Source organism: Enterobacter sp. DSM 30060 (assembly GCF_013375955.1).
GTDB classification, from domain to species: domain Bacteria; phylum Pseudomonadota; class Gammaproteobacteria; order Enterobacterales; family Enterobacteriaceae; genus Enterobacter; species Enterobacter intestinihominis.
Genome location: NZ_CP056118.1, coordinates 2,997,158 through 3,013,290, shown reverse-complemented (window position 1 = coordinate 3,013,290; position 16,133 = coordinate 2,997,158). Strand labels below are relative to the sequence as shown.

Below are 16,133 nucleotides of genomic sequence, written 5' to 3'. Positions count from 1 at the left end.
ACATAGCCAAATAAGATAGATAACGATAATCACTATCATTATCAAATCATGGATGTTGCTATGTCGTTTTCCTCTTCTGCGGTGCGCGCCCTTGCCGTGCCCGTTTTATTGCTACTGCTAATCCTTGCGATTGCACTCAGCCTGCTGGTCGGCGCAAAACCGCTGCCCGCGTCCGTTATTGTCGATGCGCTATCCGGTACCTGTCAGAGCGCCGACTGCACCATCGTGCTCGACGCTCGCCTGCCCCGCACCCTTGCCGGATTGCTGGCTGGCGGTGCGCTCGGCCTTGCCGGTGCCCTGATGCAAACCCTCACCCGCAACCCGCTGGCGGACCCCGGCATTCTCGGCGTTAACTCCGGCGCCAGCTTTGCCATCGTGCTCGGCGCAGCGCTGTTTGGATTTACGTCCCCCTCTGAACAGCTGATGATGGCTTTTTGCGGCGCGCTGGCGGCCTCGCTGGTGGTGGCGTTTACCGGCAGCCAGGGCGGCGGCCAGCTCAGCCCGGTACGCTTAACGCTGGCGGGCGTAGCGCTCGCGGCGGTGCTGGAAGGCTTGTCCAACGGCATCGCCCTGCTCAACCCGGACGTGTATGACCAGCTGCGCTTCTGGCAGGCGGGTTCGCTGGATATTCGTACCCTTGAAACCTTAAAGGTGGTGGTGATCCCGACGATCGTCGCTGCCGCCGTGGCGCTCTGTTTAAGCCGGGCGCTGAACAGCCTGAGCCTCGGCAGCGATACCGCGACCGCCCTCGGCAACCGTGTGGCGCGCACGCAGCTGACGGGGCTACTCGCCATTACCGTGCTCTGCGGCAGCGCGACCGCCGTGGTCGGGCCGATTGCCTTTATCGGCCTGATGATGCCGCACATGGCGCGCTGGTTGGTGGGGGCGGATCACCGCTGGTCGCTGCCGGTCACGCTGCTGGCGACCCCTGCCCTGCTGCTCTTTGCTGACGTACTGGGCCGCCTGCTGGTGCCGGGTGAACTGCGCGTCTCGGTGGTCAGCGCCTTTATCGGCGCGCCGGTGCTGATCTTCCTGGTTCGACGCAGACGCGGGGGTGGCGCATGATGGCCCCGTCCCGTCGTTTACTTACCTGCGTCGCCCTGCTGGTCGTCGCCAGTCTGCTGCTGGCGGTCTGGAGCCTGCAAAGCGGTGCCGTAACGCTTGATTTCGCGCAGGTCTTTCACGCTCTCAGCGGCAGCGCGCCGCGTAACATCACCATGGTGGTCACCGAATGGCGATTGCCGCGCGTGGCGATGGCGATCCTGGTGGGCGCGGCGCTTGGCGTCAGCGGCGCGATATTCCAGTCGCTGATGCGTAACCCCCTCGGGAGCCCGGACGTGATGGGCCTGAATACCGGCGCGTGGAGCGGCGTGCTGGTGGCGATGGTGCTGTTCGGGCAGCATCTTACGGCCATTACCTTTACGGCGATGGCGGGCGGCATTCTCACCTCCCTGCTTATCTGGGCCCTGGCCTGGCGCAACGGCATCGACACCTTCCGTCTGATCATCATCGGGATCGGCATCCGTGCGATGCTGATGGCGTTCAACACCTGGCTTCTGCTACAGGCATCGCTGGAAACCGCGCTCTCCGCCGGGCTGTGGTACGCCGGCTCCCTCAACGGTCTGACGTGGGGAAAAACCTGGCCCGCCGCGCCGCTGATTTTGCTGATGTTTATTGGCGCGTTGCTGCTGGTCAGGCGCATGCGGCTGCTGGAGATGGGCGACGACAGCGCCTGCGCGCTGGGCGTGCGCGTAGAGCGCTCGCGCCTGATGCTGATGCTGGTGGCGGTCTTGCTGACCGCAGCGTCTACCGCCATCGCCGGGCCGATCTCGTTTATTGCCCTCGTGGCCCCGCATATCGCGCGGCGTCTTAGCGGTACCGCGCGCTGGGGATTAACCCAGGCGGCGCTGTGCGGCGCATTGTTACTGCTGGCCGCCGATCTCTGCGCTCAGCAGCTGTTTATGCCTTATCAACTGCCGGTGGGCGTGGTGACCGTCAGCCTCGGCGGGATTTACCTCATCGTCTTGCTCGTTCAGGAGTCACGCAAGAAATGACAGATTCAACATTCCGCTTGCGCGGCGAAAACTTGACCCTCGGCTACGGCAAAAAAATCATTGCCCGGGATTTATCCGTGTCCATTCCGGACGGCCACTTCACCGCCATTATCGGCCCGAACGGTTGCGGCAAATCGACCCTGCTGCGCACGCTGAGCCGCCTGATGTCGCCGGTTGAGGGTAGCGTGTTCCTCGACGGGGAGCAGATCCAGCGCTTCGCCAGCAAAGAGGTGGCGCGCCGAATTGGTCTGCTGGCGCAAAACGCCACCACGCCGGGGGATATTACCGTGCAGGAGCTGGTCTCCCGCGGGCGCTACCCGCACCAGCCGCTGTTTACCCGCTGGCGCAAGGAGGACGACGAGGCGGTGAAGCGCGCGATGCAGGCTACGGGCATCACCAATCTGGCCCAGCAAAGCGTCGATACTCTCTCCGGCGGACAGCGCCAGCGCGCCTGGATTGCAATGGTACTGGCGCAGGAAACCTCGATTATGCTGCTGGACGAGCCGACAACCTGGCTCGATATCAGCCATCAGATTGATTTGCTGGAGCTGCTGAGCGAACTGAACCGCACGCAGGGGTACACCCTGGCGGCAGTGCTGCACGACTTAAATCAGGCGTGCCGCTACGCGACGCATCTGATTGCGCTGCGCGACGGCGAGATTGTGGCGCAGGGCGCGCCGAAGGAGATTGTGACGCCGGATCTGATCGCGCGGATCTACGGCATGCGCTGCATGATTATTGACGACCCGGTGGCGGGTACGCCGCTGGTGGTGCCGTTGGGCAAGCGTGCGGTCTGATGCCCTCACCCCGGCCCTCTCCCACAGGGAGAGGGAGCAAACCATCCCCTCTCCCCGTGGGAGAGGGTTAGGGTGAGGGGCATTTGCACTATCCTAAAATTTCCTTCAGTACCGGCCCAATCTTTTCAAACGCCTGCGGTGAAATAATATCCACGTGGGCGCAGTCCTGGCTGTACACCTCCAGCGCACTCACCCACGGCGCCCATGCGGCCTGCGGATCCATGGTTCGCGTGCGTTCGGCGACAAACAGCGTCGCTTTGCCGTCGAACCGTGAACTATGCGCGGTGGTGAGCAGCCGCACCGCATCGGCGTAGTTGCCTTCAATAGCGTTAAACAGCTCGCTGGAACCTTGCCCCTGCTGGGCGGCGATAAACGCCTGACGCTCGCGCTCAATTTCCGCCAGCACCTCAGGATCGAGGCCATTGGCCTCTTTCTCCGCCCAGTTCTGGGTTTCCGGCGGCCAGGTATCCAGCAGGCCGAGGAACGCTACGTTTTCACCCTGCTCGCGCAGACGCGCCGCAATGCCCTGCGCCAGCGTGCCGCCGAGGGAATAGCCGAACAGATAATACGGCCCCTGAGGCTGTTGCTTACGCAACGTGTTCAGATGATGTTCGATCACCGCATCGAGATCCGCACACTGCTCCATCGGCCCCTCAGGCCGGGGAGACTGAATGCCGACGATTGACCAGCGCGGGCTGAGGTAGCGCGCCAGGACGCTAAACTGCCAGGCAAAGCCGGATGCCGGATGGAAGCAGAACAGCGTCGGGCCGTTGCTTTCACGCAGCGGGAGAACAGTTTCATACCCCAGACGCTGCGCCTGCTCGTCGCTCATCTGCGAGTCCAGCAGGGCGCTAAGCTTACTCACCGTCGAGGCGACCATAATCTGGCCCGGCGTGACCTTACGGCTGAACGCACGGCTGAGCTGAGCCGCGAGGCGCATCGCCAGCAGCGAGTGGCCGCCGAGGGCAAAGAAATCGGATTCGATATCGTTCACTGCGCAGCCCAGCAGGGCAGAAAACGCCTGCGCCACGGCGACTTCGGTTTGTGTCTCAGGCGCGCGACCAGAGGTTTTGCTGGTCAGCTCCGGCAGCGGCAACGCCTTGCGATCCAGCTTGCCGTTGGCGCTTAACGGCAGCGCGCTGATTTGCAGCAGCACCACCGGCACCATATGTGGCGGCAGCTGGGCTTTGAGTGATGCTAGCAGCGCGTCGCGATCCAGCGGTAAGCCGGATTCGGAGACAACGTACCCCACCAGCTGGCGGGCATCGCCACCCGTGGCAGTTGCCAGGTTGAACACGCAGGCGTGCGCCACGGCCTGGGCCACATCCGGCAGCGCAAGCATGGCCCGGTCGATTTCGCCCAGCTCAATGCGCTGACCGCGAATTTTTAACTGGTCATCGCTGCGGCCCAGATATTCTACCGCGCCGTTGTCCAGCCAGCGAGCAACGTCCCCGGTGCGGTACATCCGCTCGCCGGGGGCAAACGGATCGGCGATAAAGCGGCTGGCGGAAAGGTCGGGGCGTCCCAGATACCCCTGCGCCAGCTGGATGCCGGTGAGATACAGATCCCCCGCCACGCCGAACGGCACCGGGCGCATCATCGCGTCCAGAATGCGCAGCCCCGTATTCCACACCGGGAAGCCGATCGGCACGCTGTTCCCTTCCACCGCCGCCAGCTCGGGGCCGTACGCCGGATACCAGCTGACGTCCACCGCCGCTTCGGTCGGGCCATAGAGGTTGTGCAGCGGCGCATGGGTGAGCTGTTCCCACTCGCGGCACAGCGCAGTCGGCAACGCCTCGCCGCTACAGAACACCTGCTTCAGCGTCCTGCAACAGTCGACGTTTTCCGGCGTCAGCGAGGCGACGAACGCCGCCAGCATCGACGGCACGAAGTGGGTGGTGGTTACGCCATATTGTGCGAAGAAGCTCTGCATCGCCTGCGGATCGCGGTGCGCGTCCGGCTCGGCCATCACCAGCTTCGCCCCGGCGATAAACGGCCACCAGAACTCCCACACCGACACGTCAAAGCTGCACGGCGTTTTCTGCGCCACCACGTCATGCGCCGCCAGTGGATAATGATCCTGCATCCACTTCAGGCGGTTAACGATGGCGGTATGGCCGACCATCACGCCTTTTGGTCGTCCCGTCGAACCGGAGGTAAAGATGATGTACGCGGTCTGCTCCGGCTTCGCCAGGCGCAGAGGTTCAGCATCGGTGGCCGGTAATAGTGTGTTGTAACTAAAGGTGGCGATCGGCAGATCGTTAAAGCGCGGAAGCTGCTCGTCGGTGGTAATGAGCAGCGACGGCTTCGCGTCCTCCAGCATCATCCGCAGACGGTCGTCCGGGTAACCGGTATCCAGCGGCAGCCAGGCGGCGCCAGCTTCAACAATCCCGTGCAGCGCCAGGGTCAGGAACACCGAGCGCGGGAGCGCCACCGCCACGCTGTCGCCCGGCTTCACGCCGCGCGCGCGCAGCAGATTTGCCAGCGCGACCACCTGCTCGCGCATCTGGCGGTAGTTCAGCTCAGTATGGGCATCCGCCAGCGCCGGGGCGTCCGGCGTTTTGCTCGCCTGCTCCGCGACAAGGTCCGCCAGCGTGGTGGACGGCAGCGCCAGCCCGGTATCGTTGATTCGCGCCAGCCGCGCGTATTCCTGCTCTGATACGGTTTCCACGTCGCCACAACGCAGGTCCGGGTTGGCGGCAAACTGCGTCAGCATTGCGTTCAGCCGCGCCGCGTGCCCCTTCAGCGTCGCCTCGTCGTAACGCTGCCTGTTGGCGAGGATCTCAATGCTTAGTCCGCCCTGCTCGTCCGGGAACAGCGCCAGCTCCAGATCGTTCACCGGGCCGGTCGCCAGCGTGTGGGTAATGGCCTCCACGCCGTCGATATCCAGCTGATAATCGAACACCTTGACGTTCAGCACCGGACCAAACAAGGGTTCGTCCCCTGCGGCCTGCCCGCTGTCGCGCACGATCTGCTCGGCATCGTAGCGCTGATGGCGGCGCATCTTTTTCAGCTGGTTCGCCAGGCGCAGCGCCAGCGCTGGCAAGCTCTCGTGCGGGCGAATATTCACCGCCAGCGGCAGGACGTTGAGCACCGGTCCGGTCGCGGTCAGCGCGGCGGAGCCCATGCGGCGCATAAAGATAAACCCGGCGGCGTAGTCCAGCCGTCCGGTCAGGCGACCCAGCCACAGCGCCACCAGCGCAAGCGCCAGATCGGTTCGCTGCGTTTGTCCGGCCGCCTGTGCAAGCTGGCTGAACGCACGGCCGTCCATCGCCATTTTCAGGCGCAGGATGTCGGTGGTGGCGGCGCGTCCCGGCAGGGGTGCGGAAGAGAGCGAGACCGGAGAAGGAAGCTGTTGGCGCTGTTCGGCCCAGAAAGCACCGTCGCGCTGATACGCCTCGCTGTCGCGATAGCGCTGATACTCCTCCACCACCTCGGCGAACGGAGTAAACGGGGAGGCGGGCGCAGGTTCACCTTTCTGCCACGCAGCGTAAATGGCGGCGATATGACGGGTAATGGCCGGGAAACTGAAGCCATCTACCACCAGATGATGATACCGCTGATACCAGTACCAGTGGTTTTCTCCCACCTGAATCAGCTGGTGAAACGCCAGCGGCTGACCGCTGTCGACGCGCAGGTTCTGGTTGAGATCGGCCTCCATCAGCGCCACGGCGGCGTCGTGGGAGTTAACGCGCACAATGGACGGCTCCGGCAGGATCATGGCCTCATCGACCCACTGCCACACCTCGCCGTTATCCTCAGTGAAACGCATCCGCAGGGTGTCGGCCTGCATCATGCCTTCAGCGATGGCTTTTGCCAGCAACGGCGCGTCGATAGCGCCTTTCAGTTCGGTGTAGTGCGCCACGCTCCAGGCGTTTGGCAGGGAGGAAAGCTGCTCTGCCATCCAGATCCCCGGCTGGGCGGCGACAAGAGGGAGACGGTTCATGCGCGCTCCCCCGCAAAGTAAGACGGCTCAAGCGTCTGCCACTGTTCCGCCAGCCACTGCTGGCACGCCTCCTGAGATTGCGGTTCGCACACCACGCGCCAGCCCGCGGGCAACTCGCACTCCTGCGGCCACAGGCTGTACTGCCCCTGGTCATTTTGCAAAATGGCGAACTGTCCCTGCGGATTATCGAAAGGATTGCTGAATTCCATACAGACTCCGTTATTGAATAAGCGGCTGCCAGAGGGTCATCAGCCCCTGTGTCAGCCCACCGCGCCAGCAAAGCGCATCGTGTCCGCCGTCAACCTGACGCCAGAAAACCGGTTGCTGAGTGTGTAGTTCGGCGAGGATCGCCTGGTTTGCGCGTAAGATAAGCGGCTCGTTGCGCCCGGCCTCAAGGACGATGCGCAGCCCGCGAGCGGTTTTGTCACCCGCTTTGAGTTGTTCGATGAGCAGCCCGTCCTGCTGCGCGCCGCGGTGCGGCCACCAGTAGGATCCGGACTGGCTGAGGATGCAGCCAAAACGCTGCGGCCAGTTGAGGCCCGCATAGAGGGAAGAGAGCCCGCCGAAGCTCTGACCCGCCACCACGGTATGGTCGGCGCGGTCGCTGAACGGGGCCATGCTTTTCACCTGCGGGAGAAGTTCGTCCTGCACCGCCAGCCAGAAATCAGGGTTACACGGCAGCTCGCGGCTGCGGTGTGCGGTGTCAATCACGTCGATTAAGACATAGACCGCAGGCGGCAGTTTGCCTTCATGGGTGAGCGACGCCAGCGCAGGCCAGACGGGCATGCTTTCGGCCCAGAACTGCCCGTCGAGCAGCACCGCCAGCGGGCGCTCGGGGCTTTCATCCCCGGTGGTAAAAATCCACACGCGGCGACGGTTCTTCAGACGCGCGCTGTGCCACTCAATGCAGACAGGCTTTTTGTAAGGGGTATCGGGATGGTTCCAGCCGGGCTGTACGGGCGCCTCCGGCATCTCCAGCGCCGAGACGGCGTGCCCGCGCCCGCCGCGCCAGCTCTGGGCATTCAGCGGGTCGGACACCGCGTGCGGCAATAGTTTGCGCCAGCCTTCGCGCAGCGCCATGCGGTCCGGCTGATCGCCTTCAAACACTGCGCTGGCAAAATCGTTTTCATTGTCGGAGGGGATAAAACAGTAGCTGCCGCGCCATTCCGGGCTGAACTCGCCCTGCCACTGCCAGACGTCGGTATCCGGGATACGTTCAAGGGACTGCGGACGGGCATTTTGATGGTGATCGGTCACACCGGTGACGTAGAGCCAGACGCGTTTAACCGTCGACGTTTTCTGCGTTCCCGCCGGGTCCCGCCACCAGAATGTCACGCGATAGTTTTCCTGATGACGTTCCCGTTCCGGCCCGTCTTTCGCCTGCCACCACGCTTCACTTCCGGTTGTTAACGCCGTCACCCTTATAACCCCATGTTTAACAGTCTTTTTTGTTTCAGAGCAAATTTTATTGATAATATTATTGATAACTATTTGCATTTGCAATAGCGTAATGCCCGCGCTGTGGGAAGCGCGCTCATTAAATAACCATAAAAGCGGGACGTACAATGAATAAGAAGATTCACTCTCTGGCCTTGCTGGTCAATTTAGGGATTTATGGTGTCGCGCTGCCCGCCATGGCAGACGACAACACCGCCTCCGCGCAGCACGAAGACACCATGGTGATCACCGCCGCCGAGCAGAATTTGCAGGCGCCGGGCGTGTCGACCATCACCGCCGATGAGATCCGCAAAAACCCGCCCGCGCGCGACGTGGCGGAAATCATCCGCACCATGCCGGGCGTTAACCTGACCGGCAACTCCACCAGCGGCCAGCGCGGGAACAACCGCCAGATTGACATTCGCGGCATGGGCCCGGAAAACACCCTGATTCTGATTGACGGCAAGCCGGTCACCAGCCGCAACTCCATCCGTCTGGGCTGGCGCGGCGAGCGTGACACCCGCGGCGATACCGGCTGGGTACCGCCAGAGATGATCGAGCGCATCGAAGTGATCCGTGGCCCGGCCGCTGCACGCTACGGTAACGGCGCGGCGGGCGGCGTGGTGAACATCATCACCAAAAAATTCGACGACCAGTGGCACGGCTCCTGGAACACCTATCTGAACGCGCCAGAACATAAGGACGAAGGTTCGACTAAACGCACCAACTTCAGCCTGAGCGGCCCGCTGGGCGGCGACTTCAGCTTCCGCATGTTTGGTAACCTGGACAAAACCCAGGCCGATGCGTGGGACATCAACCAGGGTCACCAGTCTGAACGTACCGGTGCCTACGCCAACACCCTGCCCGCAGGCCGTGAAGGTGTGGAAAACAAAGACATCAACGGCGTGGTGCGCTGGGACTTCGCACCGATGCAGTCGCTGGAGTTTGAAGCGGGCTACAGCCGCCAGAACAACCTGTATGCGGGCGACACGCAGAACACCAACAACGACAACGCGCTGGTGAAGAAGAACTACGGTAAAGAGACGAACCGTATTTATCGCCAGAACTTCGCCGTGACCTGGAACGGCGGCTGGGATAACGGCATTACCACCAGCAACTGGGCGCAGTACGAGCACACCCGCAACTCCCGTCTGGGTGAAGGACTGGCGGGCGGTACTGAAGGTCTGTTCAACAGCAATAAATTCACCGACACCGATCTGTCCGACGTGATGCTGCACAGCGAAATCAACCTGCCGATTGATTTCATTGTGAACCAGAACCTGACGCTCGGCACCGAGTGGAACCAGCAGCGCATGAAGGACTCGACCTCCTTCACGCAAACCCAGCAGGGCGGCACCATCCCGGGCATGAGCGAAGACCGTAGCCCCTACACGTCAGCGGAGATCTTCTCCCTGTTCGCCGAAAACAACATGGAGCTGACCGACAGCACCATGCTGACCCCTGCCCTGCGCTTCGATCACCACACTATTGTCGGCAATAACTGGAGCCCGTCCCTGAACCTGTCGCAAGGTCTGGGGGATGACTTCACCCTGAAGATGGGCATCGCGCGCGCCTATAAAGCGCCAAGCCTGTATCAGACCAACCCGAACTACCTGCTGTACAGTAAAGGCCAGGGCTGCTACGCCAGCTCCGACGGCGTGGGCTGCTACATGATGGGTAACGACGATCTGAAAGCGGAAACCAGCATCAACAAAGAGATTGGCCTGGAGTGGAAACGCGACGGCTGGCTGGCGGGCGTGACCTGGTTCCGCAACGACTATCGCAACAAGATTGAAGCGGGCTACGCGCCGATTGGCCAGACGTCCACCGGCAAAGTCACCACCGATATCTACCAGTGGGAAAACGTACCGAAGGCGGTAGTGGAAGGTCTGGAAGGCTCCCTGAACGTGCCGGTCAGCGATACCATCAACTGGACCAACAACATCACTTACATGCTGCAAAGCAAGAACAAGGAGACCGGCGATCGTCTGTCGATCATCCCGGAGTATACGCTGAACTCTACCCTGAGCTGGCAGGTACGTCAGGATGTCTCATTGCAGTCGACCTTCACCTGGTACGGCAAGCAGCAGCCGAAGAAGTACAACTACAAAGGTCAGCCGGTGACCGGGTCTGAGAAAGACGAAGTCAGCCCGTACAGCATCGTTGGCCTGAGCGCGACCTGGGACGTGACGAAAAACGTCAGCCTGACCGGCGGCGTGGACAACGTCTTCGACAAGCGCCAGTGGCGCGCCGGTAACGCCCAGACCACGGGTAATACCACGACGGGTGCGTATATGTACGGTGCGGGTGCGTATACGTATAATGAGCCGGGTCGCACCTGGTACATGAGCGTGAATACGAGGTTCTGATACAGGTAGTGACTTCCCCCTCTCCCTATGGGCTGAGGGATCCCCAGTAATTTTTTTATGCAGAAGCAATAAAGTTGCTTTCTAAATGACTGAGGGCTGTCAGCGATGCCCTGGTCCGGCTGTAAATCGCTGAGGCGTTTGCCTTCCGGCCGGGGCGAGGCGCAGGGATGCGCCGAGAGGGCGGCTTTACAGGGACGTTGCCTCCGCCCGTACCCGATAAGCCGGAAGGAATGAGCCGAGGGCACCGCGAAGCGGCGATTTACCGCCGGGAGCCCGGGTCGCCAGGGTGGTGGCGACTGAGCCACCCTGGCACGTTCACCGGTCATGTCGTTACAGAGTAGCAAGGAACATAAAGTGAACGGAATGACCACCACCGCCGTATATTCCCCTCACCCTAACCCTCTCCCCGGAGGGGCGAGGGGATTGCTCAGTGCTCGCATTAATTTGTGGGGAACCCTCAGCCCTTTGGGAGAGGGCCGGGGTGAGGGCATCAGGCCGCACAATACTGAAGGGAAAACCATGCACACAACCCACAGCACATTTTCTCTCGCCGGCCACACCCTTCACCGCATCACTTTCGACCCCACCACCTTCACCGACGCCGATCTCCTCTGGCTCCCCCATCACGCACAGCTGGCTGACGCCGGACGCAAGCGCAAATCCGACCACCTGGCAGGCCGCATCGCCGCGGCGCATGCGCTAAACGAGCGCGTAATCCCCGGCATCGGCCCCAGCGGCGAACCGCTCTGGCCGCAAGGTATTTCCGGCAGCATCACCCACAGCGGCACGCAGGCGATGGCCGTCGTCACGCAATACCCGGCGCTTATCGGCATCGATTGTGAAACGATCCTTTCCGAAAACGAAGCCTGGGAAATCAAAGACGGCATTATTGATATGCAGGAAGAACCTGTGCTTTCCCGCTCGGGATACCCGTTCGCCCTCGCCCTGACGCTGGCGTTCAGCGCCAAAGAGAGCCTGTTCAAGGCCCTCTTTCCGCAGGTGCAGGCCTGGATGGGTTTTGACAGCGCCCGCATTACCCTGCTCGACGACAGGACGCTTACGCTGGCATTGACCCGTCAACTTGCAGGCTTTGAGGAAGGCACTGCCTTCACCCTTCACTGGCAGCAGCACGGCGAACAGGTCATCACCCTGCTGTCACACGCTCCTGCCGACGTGCCTTCACGCTGGTCACCACAAACGTCACGATAAACACCATCGCGAACAGGACCACAATGGTCGGCGCGGGCGCGCTGTCGAGATAAAACGAGGCATACACGCCGCTTACCGACACCAGCGCTGAAACGGCGACCGCCACCAGCAGCGCCATGTGAAAGCGTCGGGTGATCAGCACCGCCACCGCGCCGGGGGCAATCAGCAGCGAAATCGACAGAATTATACCCACCGCTTTCAGCGTCGCCACGATGGTCAGCGAAACCATGCATAGTAAGCCGTAGTGCAGCCAGCGGGTGCGCAGGCCGCTCGCCTGCGCCTGCTGATAGTCAAAGCAGAACAGCAGAAAATCGCGCCACTTCAGGCCAATCACCAGCGCAATCAACCCCGCGACGAGACCGCTTTGCAAAATGTCCATCCCGTTAATGCCCAGCATATCGCCGAACAGAATGTGGTCGAGATGCACCTCAGGTTTGACGGCGATATAGAGGATCAGCCCGGCGCCGAACATGCCGGAAAAGACGATCCCCATAACCGTATCTTGCTTGATTCGGCTGTTATCCTTCAGGTATCCGGTGGCGACCGCGCAGAACAGACCGGCCACGAATGCGCCCAGCGCCAGCGGCAGGCCCATCATCCAGGCCAGCACGACGCCGGGAAACACCGCGTGGCTCATGGCGTCGCCCATCAGCGCCCAGCCTTTCAGCACCAGAAAAACCGACAGCAGCGCGCAGGGCACGGCCACCAGGAGTGAAATCAGCAGCGCGTTGTTCATAAACGCAAACTGGAACGGTTCGAGGATCAGCGTCATCATGGATGTGCCTCCCGCGCCCGACGGCGGCTGGCAAGCAGCCCATGCTTCGGCGCAAAGACGAACGCCAGCAGGAACAGCAGCGTCTGGGCGACCACGATAATGCCGCCGGTGGCGCCGTCCAGGTAATAGCTGGCCCACGCGCCGAGGAAGCTGGTGATGCTGCCAATGGCGACGGCAATCATCAGCAGGCGCGGGAAGCGATCGGTCAGCAGCCAGGCGGTCGCACCGGGCGTAACCACCAGACAGATCACCAGAAATGCGCCGACGGTTTGCAGCGCCGCCACGGTAGAGACCGCCAGTAGCGTAAAGAAGAGAATTTTCAGACGTTCCGGGCGCAGGCCGATGGCGCGGGCGTGGTTCTCATCAAAAAAGGTCACCATCAGATCTTTCCATTTGAACAGCAGGATAACTATCGACACCACGCCGATAATCGCCAGCTGGACGATATCTTCCGGGGCGATGGCGAGAATATTGCCGAGGACGATGGTCTGAATGTTCACCGAGGTCGGGTTGAGTGAGACCATAAACAGCCCCAGCCCGAAAAACGAGGAGAAGATCAGCCCGATAATGGCGTCCTCCTTCAGGCGGCTGCGCTGGTTGAGAAACAGCATGCTGCCCGCCGCCAGCCCGCCCGATAAAAACGCCCCCAGCGAGAACGGCAGTCCGAGCATGTAAGCGCCCGCTACGCCCGGCACGATGGAGTGCGACAGCGCATCGCCGATCAGCGACCAGCCTTTGAGCATCAGATAGCAGGAGAGAAACGCGCACAGCCCGCCCACCATCGCCGAGACCCACATCGCGTTGAGCATGTACTCGTAGCCGAAGGGTTCGAGAAGCGCGTTCATTTGGCCTCCTGTCGGTGCGTGACGAAGGGGCGTTCGTCGTCGGTAATAATGCGATCTTCCGAGCCGCTGAGCACCACGTGGCGCAGCACGCCGCTAAAGGCGCGCTCAAGATTCTCAGCGGTAAAAGTGATATCCGTCGGGCCGCTCGCCAGCACGGTGCCTTTGACCATCACCGTGTAATCGCAGAATTCCGTGACCGAGCCCAGATTGTGGGTCGAAACCAGCATGGTTTTACCCTCGTCGCGCAGCTCCCGCAGCAGGCTGATGATCCTGGCTTCGGTTTTGACGTCCACGCCGGTAAACGGCTCGTCGAGCAGGATCACCTCGCCCTGCTGGGCAATCGCCCGCGCCAGAAACACGCGCTTCTTTTGGCCGCCGGAGAGCTCGCCAATCTGCCGATGGCGCAGCTCAAGCATATCCACGCGCTTCAGGGCGTCGGTTACAATCTGCCTGTCGCGCTCTTTAGGCCGACGCAGAAACCCCATATGCCCGTAGCGGCCCATCATCACCACGTCCTCGACCAGCACCGGAAATGACCAGTCGACCTCTTCCGACTGCGGCACGTAGGCGACCAGGTTCTGGCGCAGCGCCCGGTGAGGCGGAAGCCCGTGAATGGAGATAGTGCCGCTCGCCGCCCGCACAAAGCCCATCACCGCCTTAAACAGCGTGGACTTGCCGGATCCGTTCACCCCCACCAGGGCGGCAATCGATCCGCCCGGCACGCTGAACGACGCGTCGCGCAGCGCCGTGTGGCCGTTGCGGTAGGTCACGGTCACGTCGGTTACAACAATCCCCTTCTGCATGGTTACTCCTTCATCCCGTCGCGGATGCCCTGCACCAGCGTGCGGGTGGTGACGTTCAGCAGATCGATATAGGTCGGCACCGGGCCGTTTTCTGCACTCAGGGAGTCAACGTACAGCACGCCGCCGTAATGGGCGCCGGTTTCCCGCGCCACCTGACGAGCGGGCTTATCCGAGACGGTGCTTTCGCTGAACACCGCCGGAATGTGATGTTTTTTCACCAGATCGATAACCTTGCGCACCTGCTGCGGCGTGCCCTGCTGATCGGCGTTGATCGGCCACAGGTACAGTTCTTTCAGGCCCAAATCCCGCGCCAGATAGGAGAACGCCCCTTCGCTGGTCACCATCCATCGCTTGTCTTCCGGGATCGCCGTGACCTGCTTGCGCAGCGGTTCAAGGGTAGCGGTAATCTTCTGCTTGTAGGCGTCGGCGTTACGCTGATAGGTCTGCGCGTTGGCCGGATCGTACTTCACCAGCGCGTCGCGGATGTTATCGACGTAAATCAGGGCGTTGTCCGGCGACATCCACGCATGCGGGTTGGGCTTGCCGTTATAGGGCCCTTCGCTGATGCCCATCGGGGTGATGCCTTTGGTAACAATCACCTCAGGCACGCCGTTCAGATGCTGATAAAAGCGCTGGAACCACAGCTCCAGATTCATGCCGTTCGCCAGGATCAGCTGCGCCTTCTGCGCGCGTTTGATATCACCCGGGGTGGGCTGGTATTCGTGAATTTCCGCGCCCGGTTTGGTGATGGAGGTGACCTCTGCGGCATCCCCCGCTACGTTTTTCGCCATATCAGCGATAACGGTAAAAGTGGTGATGACCTGGAACTTTTCAGCCGCCAGCGCGCCGGTTGTGGTCGCGGTCATAAGCAGCGCGCCGAGCAACAGACGCTTCAATCCTTGCCGTGGATGCATCGCAGAAGTCTCCTGAGGTGATTAAATTAAAAGCAAAATTAGCCCGTGCTATAAGGTATAGCACAGGCTATATTTAAATGAAAATAGTTATCATTAAAGTTATGTCAACGGAGGGAGAGCCTGATGGCGCTTCGCTTATCAGGCCTACTGTAAAGCAGTTTTGGAGTTTTGTAGGCCGGGTAAGCGCAGCGCCACCCGGCATAAGGGCGACTCACTGCCCGGCAAGTGCCTTATAAAATGCAGGATTCTCCCGAATCACATTAAGTACCTTCGCCGCCAGCCCGGTTGGGTTGCGACGTTTAGACTCCCAGCTCTTTATCGTATCGACGCTCGTGCCAAGCGCCTTCGCCATTTCGCTTTGCGTGATATTGAGCTGCTCTCTGATGGCGCGCACATCAGCAACTTCATAGCGGGTTACCCGGGAAGCGGCTTTTCTTCCGTTATGGATCTCAACGGCCTCTTCAAGCGAAGATTTTAATTCATTAAAAATACTCATTATCAGCCTCCACCTGCCTGATTAGGGTACATAGTACATCTCAAATTTACGGCACTGGAAGCAGTATTTTTCAGAATGGAAGTCAGCTTTTTAAGTTCTGCTTTCTCTGTCTCTGTCAGGCTGTCCTTTATGCATTTTGGATAGGCCATAATGAAATAGATCACCTCCTCTGTGGCAAGAAAGTAAATCACTCTGATCCCCCCTCTCTTTCCCTTTGAGCCTGCCGCCATCCTTATTTTACGTTAACCCCTCGTCTGCTGGATCAGGTCACCTTTATCAGGCCAGGCAATAAGTTCCTTTTGCAGATCCTTTAATTCATCATCCGTAGCAATGCTTTTAATCTGTCGGGTAAAGAGTGATGTTTCGATAAACTCTATCGCATGACTCATCCATAGTTCCTTCCCTAAACGCAGCAAAAGCCCGAATGCTTCAGCATCAGGCTCTTGCTGCATGGTTACTCTTCCTTGAGTAATGCTGCGCCAAATAAC

Annotated in this window: 13 protein-coding genes and 1 pseudogene; 5 read left to right on the top strand and 9 right to left on the bottom strand. The window is 60.9% G+C overall.

Going from position 1 to position 16,133, the window contains the following annotated elements; translation table 11 throughout:
* Nucleotides 1-60: 60 nt before the first annotated feature.
* Genes fepD through fepC form a run of 3 tightly spaced genes read left to right on the top strand, consistent with a single transcriptional unit; the run spans nt 61 to nt 2,851 of the window.
* A complete protein-coding gene (fepD, locus tag HWQ15_RS14265) occupies nt 61-1,065 on the top strand; it encodes a Fe(3+)-siderophore ABC transporter permease (protein WP_022647378.1) in 1,005 nt (334 codons plus the stop codon).
* Nucleotides 1,065-2,054: an iron-enterobactin ABC transporter permease gene (fepG, locus tag HWQ15_RS14260; protein ID WP_074143601.1), complete on the top strand. Its 990-nt coding sequence runs from the start codon at nt 1,065-1,067 to the stop codon at nt 2,052-2,054. The genes fepD and fepG overlap by 1 nt, the downstream gene beginning before the upstream one ends.
* The gene (fepC, locus tag HWQ15_RS14255) at nt 2,051-2,851 is read left to right on the top strand and encodes an iron-enterobactin ABC transporter ATP-binding protein (protein WP_023299555.1); all 801 of its coding nucleotides are present in this window, start codon (nt 2,051-2,053) and stop codon (nt 2,849-2,851) included. Before fepG ends, fepC begins: the two co-directional genes overlap by 4 nt.
* 88 nt (nt 2,852-2,939) lie before the next feature.
* Here fepC and entF read toward each other — a convergent pair whose 3' ends face one another.
* From entF to fes, 3 genes are read right to left on the bottom strand one after another with little or no spacing between them, the layout of a single operon-like run.
* Entirely contained in the window at nt 2,940-6,797 is a 3,858-nt protein-coding gene (gene entF, locus HWQ15_RS14250) for an enterobactin non-ribosomal peptide synthetase EntF (RefSeq protein WP_063149471.1), read from the bottom strand.
* Complete coding sequence (locus HWQ15_RS14245; protein WP_032624700.1) at nt 6,794-7,006, bottom strand: MbtH family NRPS accessory protein; 213 nt, start codon at nt 7,004-7,006, stop codon at nt 6,794-6,796. Before HWQ15_RS14245 ends, entF begins: the two co-directional genes overlap by 4 nt.
* A gap of 10 nt (nt 7,007-7,016) precedes the next feature.
* The gene (fes, locus tag HWQ15_RS14240) at nt 7,017-8,216 is read right to left on the bottom strand and encodes an enterochelin esterase (RefSeq protein WP_032670401.1); all 1,200 of its coding nucleotides are present in this window, start codon (nt 8,214-8,216) and stop codon (nt 7,017-7,019) included.
* Between the two features lie 146 nt (nt 8,217-8,362).
* On the opposite strand from fes, the gene HWQ15_RS14235 reads away from it, so the two are divergent.
* Both HWQ15_RS14235 and entD read left to right on the top strand, forming a co-directional pair.
* Nucleotides 8,363-10,603 carry a TonB-dependent siderophore receptor gene (locus HWQ15_RS14235; protein WP_023299551.1) on the top strand — a complete coding sequence of 747 codons (2,241 nt, stop codon included), beginning with the start codon at nt 8,363-8,365 and terminating at the stop codon, nt 10,601-10,603.
* 519 nt (nt 10,604-11,122) lie between these two features.
* Nucleotides 11,123-11,812, top strand: coding sequence for an enterobactin synthase subunit EntD (gene entD, locus HWQ15_RS14230; protein ID WP_063149202.1), 690 nt, complete (start codon nt 11,123-11,125; stop codon nt 11,810-11,812).
* Here the strand turns inward: entD and HWQ15_RS14225 are convergent.
* From HWQ15_RS14225 to HWQ15_RS14200, 6 genes and pseudogenes are all read right to left on the bottom strand, one after another.
* A complete protein-coding gene (locus HWQ15_RS14225) occupies nt 11,748-12,587 on the bottom strand; it encodes a metal ABC transporter permease (RefSeq protein ID WP_022647370.1) in 840 nt (279 codons plus the stop codon). The two genes, entD and HWQ15_RS14225, sit on opposite strands and share 65 nt — an antisense overlap.
* Entirely contained in the window at nt 12,584-13,432 is an 849-nt protein-coding gene (gene sitC / locus HWQ15_RS14220) for an iron/manganese ABC transporter permease subunit SitC (protein WP_022647369.1), read from the bottom strand. The genes HWQ15_RS14225 and sitC overlap by 4 nt, the downstream gene beginning before the upstream one ends.
* A complete protein-coding gene (sitB, locus tag HWQ15_RS14215; protein ID WP_063149201.1) occupies nt 13,429-14,235 on the bottom strand; it encodes an iron/manganese ABC transporter ATP-binding protein SitB in 807 nt (268 codons plus the stop codon). Before sitB ends, sitC begins: the two co-directional genes overlap by 4 nt.
* Nucleotides 14,236-14,237: 2 nt before the next feature.
* On the bottom strand, nt 14,238-15,149 hold the full coding sequence (sitA, locus tag HWQ15_RS14210) for an iron/manganese ABC transporter substrate-binding protein SitA (RefSeq protein ID WP_032624705.1): 912 nt from the start codon (nt 15,147-15,149) through the stop codon (nt 14,238-14,240).
* Nucleotides 15,150-15,360: 211 nt separating this feature from the next.
* Complete coding sequence (gene nadS / locus HWQ15_RS14205; RefSeq protein ID WP_003858821.1) at nt 15,361-15,645, bottom strand: NadS family protein; 285 nt, start codon at nt 15,643-15,645, stop codon at nt 15,361-15,363.
* Between the two features lie 2 nt (nt 15,646-15,647).
* Nucleotides 15,648-16,034 (bottom strand): annotated as a pseudogene (locus HWQ15_RS14200) (type II toxin-antitoxin system RelE/ParE family toxin).
* Nucleotides 16,035-16,133 lie beyond the last annotated feature (99 nt).

Excerpts from the sequence above, each read along its gene's own strand:
- fepD (WP_022647378.1), top strand. The coding sequence starts at position 61 with ATGTCGTTTTCCTCTTCTGCGGTGCGCGCCCTTGCCGTGCCCGTTTTA.
- fepG (WP_074143601.1), top strand. The coding sequence starts at position 1,065 with ATGGCCCCGTCCCGTCGTTTACTTACCTGCGTCGCCCTGCTGGTCGTC.
- fepC (WP_023299555.1), top strand. The coding sequence starts at position 2,051 with ATGACAGATTCAACATTCCGCTTGCGCGGCGAAAACTTGACCCTCGGC.
- entF (WP_063149471.1), bottom strand. The coding sequence starts at position 6,797 with ATGAACCGTCTCCCTCTTGTCGCCGCCCAGCCGGGGATCTGGATGGCA.
- HWQ15_RS14245 (WP_032624700.1), bottom strand. The coding sequence starts at position 7,006 with ATGGAATTCAGCAATCCTTTCGATAATCCGCAGGGACAGTTCGCCATT.
- HWQ15_RS14235 (WP_023299551.1), top strand. The coding sequence starts at position 8,363 with ATGAATAAGAAGATTCACTCTCTGGCCTTGCTGGTCAATTTAGGGATT.
- entD (WP_063149202.1), top strand. The coding sequence starts at position 11,123 with ATGCACACAACCCACAGCACATTTTCTCTCGCCGGCCACACCCTTCAC.
- HWQ15_RS14225 (WP_022647370.1), bottom strand. The coding sequence starts at position 12,587 with ATGATGACGCTGATCCTCGAACCGTTCCAGTTTGCGTTTATGAACAAC.
- sitC (WP_022647369.1), bottom strand. The coding sequence starts at position 13,432 with ATGAACGCGCTTCTCGAACCCTTCGGCTACGAGTACATGCTCAACGCG.
- sitB (WP_063149201.1), bottom strand. The coding sequence starts at position 14,235 with ATGCAGAAGGGGATTGTTGTAACCGACGTGACCGTGACCTACCGCAAC.
- sitA (WP_032624705.1), bottom strand. The coding sequence starts at position 15,149 with ATGCATCCACGGCAAGGATTGAAGCGTCTGTTGCTCGGCGCGCTGCTT.
- nadS (WP_003858821.1), bottom strand. The coding sequence starts at position 15,645 with ATGAGTATTTTTAATGAATTAAAATCTTCGCTTGAAGAGGCCGTTGAG.